This window comes from Bacillus sp. SDLI1 (assembly GCF_001553895.1).
GTDB classification, from domain to species: Bacteria; Bacillota; Bacilli; order Bacillales; family Bacillaceae; genus Bacillus; species Bacillus siamensis.
The window spans coordinates 3,522,502-3,534,272 of sequence record NZ_CP013950.1 but is presented as its reverse complement, the minus strand read 5'-3'; the positions used below and the strand labels follow the sequence as shown (position 1 = coordinate 3,534,272).

General features: G+C 47.1%; 11 protein-coding genes and 1 other annotated feature (1 of these 12 running past the window's edge). All 11 genes read right to left on the bottom strand.

The window, feature by feature from the left end; translation table 11 throughout:
* Positions 1-14: 14 nt before the first annotated feature.
* Positions 15-818 (bottom strand): septum site-determining protein MinD, encoded by an 804-nt coding sequence (gene minD / locus AUL54_RS17285; protein WP_016938784.1) that lies wholly within the window; start codon positions 816-818, stop codon positions 15-17.
* Between the two features lie 2 nt (positions 819-820).
* The gene (minC, locus tag AUL54_RS17280; protein ID WP_060964646.1) at positions 821-1,501 is read right to left on the bottom strand and encodes a septum site-determining protein MinC; all 681 of its coding nucleotides are present in this window, start codon (positions 1,499-1,501) and stop codon (positions 821-823) included.
* A 53-nt stretch (positions 1,502-1,554) separates the two neighbouring features.
* Positions 1,555-2,073 carry a rod shape-determining protein MreD gene (gene mreD / locus AUL54_RS17275; protein WP_060964645.1) on the bottom strand — a complete coding sequence of 173 codons (519 nt, stop codon included), beginning with the start codon at positions 2,071-2,073 and terminating at the stop codon, positions 1,555-1,557.
* On the bottom strand, positions 2,070-2,933 hold the full coding sequence (mreC, locus tag AUL54_RS17270) for a rod shape-determining protein MreC (RefSeq protein WP_007408166.1): 864 nt from the start codon (positions 2,931-2,933) through the stop codon (positions 2,070-2,072). Before mreC ends, mreD begins: the two co-directional genes overlap by 4 nt.
* Before the next feature lie 30 nt (positions 2,934-2,963).
* Positions 2,964-3,977, bottom strand: a complete 1,014-nt coding sequence (gene mreB, locus AUL54_RS17265) for a cell shape-determining protein MreB (RefSeq protein ID WP_003152647.1) — start codon at positions 3,975-3,977, stop codon at positions 2,964-2,966.
* A gap of 91 nt (positions 3,978-4,068) precedes the next feature.
* The gene (gene radC / locus AUL54_RS17260) at positions 4,069-4,764 is read right to left on the bottom strand and encodes a RadC family protein (RefSeq protein WP_016938780.1); all 696 of its coding nucleotides are present in this window, start codon (positions 4,762-4,764) and stop codon (positions 4,069-4,071) included.
* A gap of 31 nt (positions 4,765-4,795) precedes the next feature.
* Positions 4,796-5,365, bottom strand: a complete 570-nt coding sequence (locus AUL54_RS17255; RefSeq protein WP_060964644.1) for a Maf family protein — start codon at positions 5,363-5,365, stop codon at positions 4,796-4,798.
* A gap of 143 nt (positions 5,366-5,508) precedes the next feature.
* Positions 5,509-6,510 carry an SPOR domain-containing protein gene (locus AUL54_RS17250; protein WP_060964643.1) on the bottom strand — a complete coding sequence of 334 codons (1,002 nt, stop codon included), beginning with the start codon at positions 6,508-6,510 and terminating at the stop codon, positions 5,509-5,511.
* Between the two features lie 126 nt (positions 6,511-6,636).
* Complete coding sequence (locus AUL54_RS17245; protein ID WP_060964642.1) at positions 6,637-7,389, bottom strand: prepilin peptidase; 753 nt, start codon at positions 7,387-7,389, stop codon at positions 6,637-6,639.
* A 139-nt stretch (positions 7,390-7,528) separates the two neighbouring features.
* Positions 7,529-8,821 carry a bifunctional folylpolyglutamate synthase/dihydrofolate synthase gene (locus AUL54_RS17240; protein ID WP_060964641.1) on the bottom strand — a complete coding sequence of 431 codons (1,293 nt, stop codon included), beginning with the start codon at positions 8,819-8,821 and terminating at the stop codon, positions 7,529-7,531.
* A gap of 58 nt (positions 8,822-8,879) precedes the next feature.
* Entirely contained in the window at positions 8,880-11,522 is a 2,643-nt protein-coding gene (locus AUL54_RS17235) for a valine--tRNA ligase (protein WP_060964640.1), read from the bottom strand.
* Positions 11,523-11,580: 58 nt separating this feature from the next.
* Positions 11,581-11,771 (bottom strand) — a binding site (T-box leader); it runs 31 nt beyond the window's last position.

Below are 11,771 nucleotides of genomic sequence, written 5' to 3'. Positions count from 1 at the left end.
GTATTCCAGTATATTTATGAACGCACGCCGAAAAACGACTTGATTTTCGCCATCATCCCTTTTTGCTGCTCTTCAAGCACCTGCAAAGGAACGGATTCTCCCAAAATACGCCGGGCGATATTGCGGTAAGCAATGCTGGCGCGGTTTTTAGAATTCATGGCAATCGGTTCGCCGATATTTGAAGCTCTGATCACTTCATCATCGTCGGCAACGATTCCGAGGAGATCAATAGACAGATGATGAACAACCTCATCCACATCCATCGTGTCACCGTTTTTCATGAGGTGATTTCTGATGCGGTTGACGATGAGGCGCGGCGGTTCAATATCTTCCTGCTCTAAAAGTCCGATAATGCGGTCAGCATCCCGAACCGCTGATATTTCCGGCGTCGTCACCACAATCGCCTTATCAGCTCCGGAAACGGCATTTTTATAGCCTTGTTCAATTCCGGCCGGACAATCGATAATGACATAATCAAATTCCTGCTTGAGCTCCTGCACAAGCGATTTGATCTGCTCAGGGACAACAGCCGTTTTGTCGCTTGTCTGGGCAGCCGGCATTAAATGAAGCAGATCATCAAAACGTTTGTCCTTGACAAGCGCCTGATGCGTCTTGCATCTGCCTTCAATTACATCTACTAAGTCGTAAATAATTCTGTTTTCAAGACCCATTACGACATCAAGGTTGCGCAGTCCGATATCTGTGTCTACCAGACAGACGCGCTTCCCTAAAATGGCTAAGGCGGTACCGAGGTTTGCAGATGTTGTTGTTTTACCTACTCCGCCTTTTCCCGAAGTTATTACGATAGCCTCACCCAATTTCACATTCCTCCCTCAAGCCTTGTTAGATCAGGTCTTAAATGAGCCAATTGTTGAAGGCGTTCAATGACCATATTTCCGTCAGTATCTAAATAAGCACATTCCATGTCGTTCCCTTTTTGAATGTGGTCTGGGGAGCGATTTAACACATGATTGATCCTCAATTGTGTCGGCATCATTTCGGATGCGGCGATCACAGCCCGGTTATTTCCGTTATAACCCGCATGGGCAATCCCTTTTAATGAACCGAGAACAAATATATTTCCTCCGGCTTTGATCGTACCGCCGGGATTCACATCTCCGATTAAAAGCAAATCTCCCGTTACGTGAAGCACCTGACCTGAACGGACGATTTTAGAAACAGAAACAATTTCCTGCTCCTCTTTCATCCGCTGCGCTTCTTCTTTGGCGATGACTTCACTGTCAATTGAATGCACGACTAAATCTTTCTTTGACGCGATCAGATCAGTCAGCTGCTCTGCCTGTTCCTGATACAGATACCGATGCCCGAGTTTGATATGAACACTGATTTTTTGGCCTTTGCCATCAGTATATTGTTCAATCGACAGCATATTTTGAAGACCATCGAGAAGCTGATCAAAAGAACACGCATCATCCAGATGCAATGTTAAGCCGTTTTTTGTTCCTTTTATTGTTACATATTGCTGCTTTTTGGTCTTCATCAATGTTCACCTCAACAACATACTCTTTTCGTCAAAAAAAGATAAAATCCTTTTTACTCATCTCTTAATTCTTTCTTCAGACTTATATAAAACAGCCTAAAGGGCAGGACTAATATAATGGCTCCCGCAATATTCAGCACAGCGGTCGGCAAAAACCGCTGAATGACAAAATCGTTAAACGTCATTGCGCCGCTGCGGATTAACGTCTGAATGCCGTAAACGTAAAATTCAAGCAAACATACGCTCAGCACAGCGACCAGAATGACCATCAGGGCATTTGTCTGCAGCACTTTAAACGCTTTGGCCGCCAGGTAGCATAAACCGGCAAAACCAAACATATAAACGCCTAAAACACCCGTATAATTGATGTCATAAAGAAGTCCGAAAATGAGACCGTAGATCACCGCATGCTTTTGGTTGACATAAGCGGACATAAAAATCAGCGCAAGCAAAAGAAAATGCGGAACGACCTGCTGCTCGTCGGAAACGAAAGGAAAATGCACCAGATCTGTATAGATGCTTTCCGCACAAAAGACCAAAATCATAATCAAAGGGAGAAGGAAACGTTTCACGATCCTTCCTCCCCTGTTGCTACGCTTCGGTTGACGACGATGACATGGTCAAGATCATACAGGTCGGCAGCCGGTTTCACGTAAGCGATTTTCGTCAGGCCGTAAGCATCTGATTCGACATCGGTTACTTCGCCGACCGTCAGCCCTTGAGGAAATACGCCGCCCGTTCCGGAGGTCTCCACAAGGTCGCCTTTTTTCACTTCGCGTTTTTCATCCGGTTCAAGGATAGTCATTTTCAGGGTCTGTTTCTTTTTATCATACCCCTCAATTAAACCGTAGCCTTTGCTTCCCTTTTTACCGGAGATTTTGGTGGCCACTCTGTTATTGCGGTCAACATCGCTCAGCAGCTGAACGGCGGATGTGAAACTGTTGAGTCCGCTGCTTTTGATCTTCCCGACAAGCGCACCCTTTTCGTTTGTGACCGCCATGTCCTTGGCCACTTTCTGCTTCGTTCCCTTATTGATCATGATCTGCTTGTACCATTGATCAGGATTTCTGGCGATAACGGTCGCTAAAATCGGATCATAGTCGGAAATCGATTTGACATGTCCGAGTTCATCACGCAGCTTCTTGTTTTCATCTTTGAGTTCTTGGAGCTTCGCTTCATATTGTGTCTGTCCGTCCAGCTTTTGTCTCAAGCGTTCGTTTTCTTTGTACGTGTTTTTCAGGTCTTTTATGTCCCCGAAGAACCCTGCAAAATATTCGGCAGGCGTGTGAAAAATATTTTGAAATACTCCCGTCGTATCACCGATCAGCTTTTCAGGCCAGGTGGTATTACGGCCGTTCTTCAGCGAGAATCCAATCATAGCCACCAATATGATAATACACAGAAGTAATAGCATTAACCGTTTGTTCGGCATCGTGATACACCTCTTCTATTTAACTCCTGATTATCTTGTTTTTCCTTTGAAAAGATGGATGTGCTCCAGTGCTTTTCCAGTGCCGATCGCAACACAATCCAGCGGATCTTCAGCGATAAGTACAGGCATTTTCGTTTCGTCGCTGATAACTTTATCGAGATTGCGGAGCAGGGCGCCTCCCCCGGTTAACACAATACCTCTGTCCATAATGTCAGCCGCCAGCTCAGGCGGTGTTTTTTCAAGCGTGCTCTTCACCGCGTCAACGATTGAAAGAACTGTATCACGCAGGGCATTTGCAATTTCCGTTCCCGTAATTTCGATCGTTTTCGGCAGACCTGTCAGAAGGTCGCGGCCGCGGATTTCCATTGACGCATTTTCTTCACCGGTTTCTGCTGAACCGATTTCCATTTTAATGGCTTCCGCTGTACGGTCACCGATCATCAGATTATATGTTTTTCTGATATAGCTGATGATTGAGTCGTCCATTTCGTCACCGGCTACGCGGATTGACTGAGACGTGACAATGCCTCCTAAAGAAATGATCGCCACTTCAGTTGTTCCGCCGCCGATATCAACGACCATGCTGCCCGTAGGCTCCCATACAGGAAGATTCGCGCCGATTGCTGCCGCAAACGGTTCTTCAATCGGATAAGCGTCGCGTGCGCCCGCTTGTCTTGTCGCGTCAATGACCGCCCGTTCTTCAACGGCAGTAATACCTGACGGCACACACACCATAACGTACGGCTTTCTCGCAAATAACCCTTTATTTTTCACAGCCTGATTAATGTAGTATTTCATCATTGTCGCAGTTGTTTCATAATCAGCGATAACGCCGTCTTTCATCGGACGGAGCGCAACCACGTTGCCCGGAGTTCTTCCGATCATGTTTTTCGCATCGTTACCGACCGCCACGATCGATTTCGTATCCGTTTGCAGAGCAACGACTGACGGCTCTCTCACTACAATTCCTTTACCTTTAACAAACACAAGCGTATTCGCGGTTCCCAAATCTATACCAAGGTCTCTTGTACCAATTCCGAACATATGTATGTATCTTCCTTTCTTAAAGCAAAAATACCCTAAAGGGAAAAACTCATAAAATCTATTATATCTTAAATCAACGAAAAAAAAAGTGTTACAAATATCCTTTTTCCTTTAAACTCACAAATTTTTTGTCACCAATGACCAAATGATCGAGCAGCTCGATGCCGATTAAATTTCCGCACTCAAAAAGCCGCCTGGTTACTTCTATATCTTCCCTGCTCGGTGTAGGATCTCCTGAAGGATGATTGTGAACGCAAATGAAGGACGCGGCGGATCGTTTGAAAGCTTCTTTAAACACCTCCCGCGGGTGGACAATAGATGAATTCAGACTTCCGATAAAAACGGTGCGTTTATGAATGACTTGATTTTTAGTATTTAAATATAAACAGACAAAATGCTCCTGGGATAAAAAGCGCATGTCCTCCATCACATACTTCGCCCCGTCTTCGGGAGAACGGATGACCCGGTGCTCCCCGGCGGCAGTCTTATGAATACGGCTGCCCAGCTCAATTGCGGCAAGAATCTGAACGGCCTTCACCGTGCCGATTCCGGGAATGCTGGAAAGCTCCTGGGCAGAGGCGCCTTTTAACAGGCGCAGCCCGTCAAACGTCCGCAGCAGCCGGTGAGATAGGTTCATGACGGACTCGTGTTTCGTTCCCGTCCGCAGCAGGATGGCAAGCAGTTCATTGTTAGACAGATGTTCGGCTCCGAAGTGCAGAAGCCGCTCTCTCGGTTTTTCATTTTCGGGGAAATCTCTTAATTTTAACGGCAGATCACGGATGATCAACCCCTCCTTGTTCCCCTTCCCGGTTTGAACATCAAGCTTTTATATTAAATTCTTTCAGGGCTCTCATTGTTTTAGCGACAGGAAGCCCGACGACAGAATAGAAATCACCGTCTATTTTTTTCACTAAAAGCGCGCCTTTTCCTTGGATGCCGTATGCACCTGCTTTATCCATCGGTTCTTTAGTTTCAATGTAGAGCTGTATTTCGTCTTCACTGAGCGGCCAAAACGTGACTTCCGTCGTGTCACAGAACGTTTCTTTCCGGTCATGCGTCTGAATGCTGACCGCCGTAATGACTTGATGGCTTCGGCCGGAAAGCCTCCGCAGCATGCGTGCCGCTTCTTCTCTGTCACGCGGTTTGCCGAGGCACTCGCCGTCTATGCACACCATCGTGTCAGCGCCGATAACGGCTGCATCGGGATTTTCGGCCAATACAACACCGGCTTTTTGCTCGGCCAAACATTGGACGTTTTCTTCCGGCGAAAGGTTTCGATTTAATTTTTCATCTGTGCGGCTCGCAATAATGCTGTAAGGAATCTGAAGAAGATTAAGGAGTTCTTTTCTTCGCGGAGATTGTGATGCGAGTATTAAGCGTTTTGTCATGCTTGTCATCCTTTCAGGGTTTGCTTAAGAAAAAAAGATACTTGTCTATCCTACCAAATCAAACGGGCAACCACAATTTCAGAAAAATAACTTTTTGATGACAAAATAAAAAATCCCGCCGGATGACGGGAATTGAGAGATTATTATTTCACAACGCTTAGAAGCTTTTTTTGGGCTTTCCAGCCGGATTCGGAACCGGACGTTTCCAGTTCTTTCAGCGCTTGAAGCACGGCCTCTTTCTGCTTTTTGTCAGCGGCGTCTGCGCCGTCTGCGGCTTTCGCTGCTTCAGCCACATCCGCTTTTGAAATGTCTTTGCCCGTAATCGCTTTGGCCGAGAGCTCAGATGCTTGTTTAAAAGAGCCTTCCAACCCTGAATCGACCGCAAAGCTGAGCTCTTTTCCACCCCAAGCCTCAAAATCATGGTCTATCAGCGTCTGGCCCAATTGCTGTGATAAGCTTTTTTCCGCTGCAAGACCGGCGATCACGTATGTGTACCCGTCTTCTTTTGCCAGAGAGACAGCCGAGTATCCTTTTTCAGTCAGCTGGTCAACAAGCGTTTGCGCTCCTTTTTCTGATGAAAATTTTCCGGCCTGCACCGCAAATGTTTTATAGTTTCCGTCTGACTGTTCCGCGTTTCCTGTGCCATTTGTTTCTGATTTGTCTTTTGAAACGTCTCCCGCTTTCACCGTCTGTCCTTGTAAACCTTTGTCAGCGGATGCGGGGGCGGAGGCTTCTTTACTTCCCGACATATTTAAGGCGACAAGGCCGAGGCCGGTGCCTAAAACAGCCGCAACAGCAATTGTCGTGACCGCTTTTTTTACTGGAGAAGACGGCTGCTTCTTTTTCGGAAAATGAGGACCCGTGTTTTTCTTCTGGTATGGCGGGACGACTTTCGGATCGTCTTCAAATACCTCATGATTCTTCTCATCATCCCAATTGAAGTCTTCTTCTTTCGGATCTTCATGAGATGCTGCAATCTCCTGCTCCGCCTTCTTTGTTTCTTCCCAATTTGAAAATGTGACGGTTTTCTCCCCGCCTTCATTCACATCTTCTTGTCCATACATCGTTTCTTCTTTTCCGTTAATCGTTACTTTAAGGGCATCGTTTTTGGCTTTGCTGTTCTTTTTGCTTTTCCTTTTTTTCAACGTCTCTTCCCCCTTGCATTCGTCTTGGCCGTACCTTGAACTGATCATGGTTCACACTTTAGCATAGGCGTAAAAAAAAAGAACAAGACTTTTGTCGTCTTGTCCAAAAAACGTTCGCCAAATTTTTCAAGCCCCGCCTGAAGCGAGTGTGATGTAAAACGCGAACAGCTCTTCACCGTAAAAGTAACTTACAGCGCTCCCGGCTGCGATGGCCGGCGCAAACGGGAAAGGCTGCTTTTTACCAAGCCTGCCTCCCGCTGCGGCGCACATACCGTATACGGCTCCGATTATAACGGAAAGAAAGAATGCAATAAGGACAAGCTTCACGCCGAGCGCAAGTCCGATCACTCCAAACAGCTTCACATCACCTGCGCCGATGCCTCCTTTACTGACAAACATGATAAAAACAAGCAGAGCAAATCCGCAAACAGCTCCGGCAAACCCCGCATACCATGAACCCAGCGGAGAAAAAATACGGCCGGCGATAAAAAGCGGAAGAAAAAACAGCAGAACCTTGTCAGGAATCAGCATATATTGCAGATCCGTCACAGTCACAATCATCAGCAGGGACAAAAATAACAGCGCGATTAGCAGCTCTTTTGAGAAACCGAAATGGATACCGGCAGCCGTGAACAAACATGCCGTCCAGCATTCCGCCGCCGGATACATCACTGACAGCTTCTCACGGCAGTGTCTGCATCTCCCTCTTTGCAAGATATAGGAAACAACGGGCACAAGCTCCCCCCAAGAGAGCGGCAAGCCGCAGAACGAACAGGATGAGCGCGGCGAAATAACCGAGATTCGAAGCGGAATACGGCATGCGACTGTATAAAAAAAAGAACCGAAAATCAGACCGAGAACAAACAGAATGAAAAGCACTCAGACCACACCTTTTCTATCAATCTGGCTCAGATTGTAGCATAGAAAAATACCATGCCTGAAATGGCTGAAAATGTGTTTTCCTCATAAAAACACCCGGCAAAACTGTAAAATGGCTTGCCGGGTGTTCCAGGGGCTGTCAGATCAGCCGCTTTCTCATTTCTGAAATAAAGTATAAGGAACCGGTAATGATGATGACATCATCCGCCCCGTCTTTTTGTTCTATCCACTCTTTCACACTGTCCGGATTCTCATCAAAGCTCTTATCCGCAAGACTGCTTGCATTGTAAAGGTCTTCGGCGCTTGCGGCACGCGGAAAGTCAAATGACGCAAAATGAATGGAATCTGCTTCGGTTTCAAGCTTTTTAATCATTTCCTGATACGGTTTGTCTTTTAAAGCGCTGAATACGACATGGACGTTTTTATCGGCAAATCGCTGCCTGATCGTTTCTGTCAGCGTATTAACGCCTTCTTCATTATGGGCGCCGTCCGCAAACACTAAAGGGCGGCTTTGAAGCCGTTCAAACCGGCCCGGCCATGAAGCTTTTTTCAGACCGTTTCGCAATGCTTCTTCAGAAATGGCTGTGATTTTCAGGCGATTCAGCCATTCAGCAGCCAATATCGCCAAGGCCGCATTCTGCCTTTGATGAATGCCGATCAGCGACGTTTGAACGTCCTCATAACATTTCGTTTCCGTTTCCAGCGAAAAGCTTTCGCCGGACGGAAGCGCCGCACCATTAAACAGTCTGCATGTTTTATATAGCGACTGGCACGGAGCCTGCTTTTCTTCGGCCTCCGCTTCAATAACGCCGAGTGCTTCCGGCTGATTGACACCTGTAATGACCGGAATGGCATTTTTAATAATACCGGCTTTCTGCCCGGCGATCTCCTCGATGGTATTGCCTAAAATCGCCATATGGTCATGTCCGATGCTTGTAATGACCGACAAAAGCGGTTTCACAATATTGGTTGAATCGAATGTGCCGCCGAGCCCCGCTTCAAAAATGACAAAATCGATATCATCCCGCTTCGCAAAATATAAAAATGAACACGCTGTAATGATTTCAAATTCTGTCACCGTTCCGGCATCGGTTTTATCAATCTCATCGACTATCGGTTTGATTTCATTAACGAGCGCTCTCCATTCCTCATCAGAAATCGGCGTGTCGTTTACGCTGATACGCTCATTGAACGTAATGATGTAGGGAGATGTGAATGTGCCGACCGTATAACCGGCTTCTTGAAGCACGGAACGGATAAAAGAGACGGTGGAGCCTTTGCCGTTTGTGCCCGCCACATGAATGGCGCGAATATTCTTTTCCGGATGTTCTAATTTTTCCATCAGCCTTTCCATACGGAGAAGGCCAGGCTTAACGCCGAACTTGAGTCTGCCGTGAATCCAGCTGATCGCTTCTTTGTACGTATTAAACAATGAAATCCCCTCTTTTATACAACAAGGCGGTTTCTTAGGAAACCGCCCCGCTGTTTTATCAGCCTTTCAGCTCTGCGATCCGCTGCCGGACAGCTTCGCGTTTTGCCGTGTAGTCTTTCTCTTTTGCGCGTTCTTCTTCAATGACTTGCTCAGGAGCTTTTTTGATGAATCCTTCGTTGCCGAGTTTTTTCTGAACGCGTTCGACTTCTTTTGTCAGCTTGTCGAATTCTTTTTGCAGACGGGCGATTTCCTCATCAATGTTAATCAGCCCTTCAAGCGGCAGAATCACTTCTGCTCCGGTGACGACCGCTGTCATCGCTTTGTCTGCCGCGGTGATATCCGTCCCGATTTTCAGCGTGCTCGGATTCGTGAAACGCTCAACGTAAGAACGGTTCTTCTCAAGGCGTCCGGCAATATCTTCCGTAGATGTTTTAATGTAAAGTTCAACCTGTTTGCTCAACGGTGTGTTAACTTCGCTTCGGATATTGCGGACAGAACGGATTAATTCAACAAGCAGTTTCATATCCGCCGCTGCCTCTTTGTCCGTATGTTCCGGAACCGGAACAGGCCAAGAACTGATCGTGATTGACTCGCCTTCATGAGGAAGGTGCTGCCAGATCTCCTCTGTTAAGAACGGCATAAACGGGTGCAGAAGGCGCATCGTCTGGTCAAGCACGTAAGCAAGAACAGAGCGGGTTGTTTTCTTCGCCGCTTCATCTTCCCCGTACAGCGGAAGCTTCGCCATTTCGATATACCAGTCGCACACATCATCCCAGATAAAGTTGTACAGATGGCGTCCGACTTCACCGAATTCATAACGATCCGCAAGCTGGGTAACGTCTTCAATCGTTTCATTCAGTCTTGTCAGAATCCACTTATCAGCAACTGATTTTTCACCGGACAGATCAAGTTCGTCATACGTCATGCCGTCCATGTTCATTAAGGCAAAACGGGAAGCGTTCCAAATTTTATTTGCGAAATTCCACGTGGATTCCACTTTTTCATAGCTGAAACGGAGATCCTGTCCGGGTGAGCTTCCTGTTGCCAGGAAGTAGCGCAGTGAATCCGCTCCGTACTTGTCGATGACATCCATCGGATCAACGCCGTTCCCAAGGGATTTACTCATTTTTCTGCCCTGCTCGTCACGGATTAAGCCGTGGATCAGCACGTCTTTGAACGGGCGCTCGCCGGTAAACTCAAGACCTTGGAAAATCATCCGGGATACCCAGAAGAAGATGATGTCATACCCCGTCACAAGCACATCGGTTGAGTAATAACGCTTAAAGTCTTCAGCATTTTCATCAGGCCAGCCCATTGTAGAAAACGGCCACAGCGCGGAGCTGAACCATGTATCAAGCACGTCTGAATCCTGTTCCCAATTTTCGCTGTCCTCAGGCGCTTCAAGGCCGACATACACTTCTTTTGTTTCTTTATGATACCAAGCCGGGATGCGGTGGCCCCACCAAAGCTGACGGGAAATACACCAATCACGGATGTTTTCCATCCAGTGCAGGTACGTTTTCTCGAAACGGTCAGGAACGAAGTGAACTTTCTCTTCTTTGGACTGAAGGTCAACCGCCGCATCGGCCAGCGGCTGCATTTTGACAAACCATTGTGTGGACAGATACGGCTCAACAACGGCGCCGCTTCTCTCACTATGTCCGACAGAATGCATATGGTCTTCGATTTTAAAGAGAACGCCTGTCTCCTGAAGGTCTTTGACGAGTTTTTTGCGGCATTCAAACCGGTCCATGCCGTTATATTGCAGCGCTTTTTCATTCATTGTTCCGTCTTCATTCATGACGAGAATCCGTTCTAAATTGTGGCGGTTTCCGAGTTCAAAGTCATTCGGGTCATGGGCAGGCGTGATTTTAACGGCTCCTGATCCGAATTCCATGTCAACGTAATCATCGCCGACGATCGGAATTTCGCGGTTTGTAATCGGCAGAATCACCGTTTTGCCGATTAAGTGCTTGTAACGCTCATCTTCAGGATGAACCGCGACAGCCGTGTCGCCAAGCATCGTTTCCGGACGGGTGGTCGCGATTTCAATTGAGCCTGAACCGTCTGCTAACGGATAGCGCAAATGATAAAACGCGCCCTGTACGTCTTTGTAAATCACTTCAATATCGGACAAAGCCGTTTTTGTGGCAGGGTCCCAGTTGATGATATATTCGCCTCTGTAAATCAAACCTTTTTCGTACAATTTGACGAATACTTCACGCACGGCTTTGTTCAGTCCTTCATCAAGAGTGAAACGTTCGCGCGAATAATCGAGCCCGAGTCCCATTTTGGCCCATTGGCTGCGGATGAAATCAGCGTACTCTTCCTTCCACTTCCACGTTTCTTCAAGAAATTTTTCACGGCCAAGGTCATAGCGGCTTGTACCCTGTTCGCGGAGTTTCGCTTCGACTTTTGCCTGAGTGGCAATCCCGGCGTGATCCATGCCCGGAAGCCAGAGCACGTCATAGCCCTGCATGCGTTTCATACGCGTAACGATATCTTGCAGCGTCGTATCCCACGCATGACCGAGGTGCAGCCTGCCCGTCACGTTCGGCGGCGGAATGACGACAGAATATGGCTGTTTCGTTTGATCGCCGCCCGCTTCAAAATATTTTCCTTTCAGCCAAAAATCATAGCGGCCTTTTTCAATCGCAGACGGATCATATTTTGTCGGCATTGTTTGTTCGTTTGTATCCATGATAACCCTCCAGCATGTTTAGAAATGGCTGAGCAACTAAAAAAGAGCCTTCATCCTGATAAAGGACGAAAAGCTCTTTCGCGGTACCACCTTTTTTCATGAACAGATTTGTTCATGCACTTAAACGGATAACGGGTGCGGCCCGAATTTCTCTACTGTATGTTCAAGAAATTATGCTCCCGGGCGACCTTCCAATGAGACGGCATAAGAAGCCTTTCAGCACAGTAGCTTCTCTCTCTTCATGCGTCT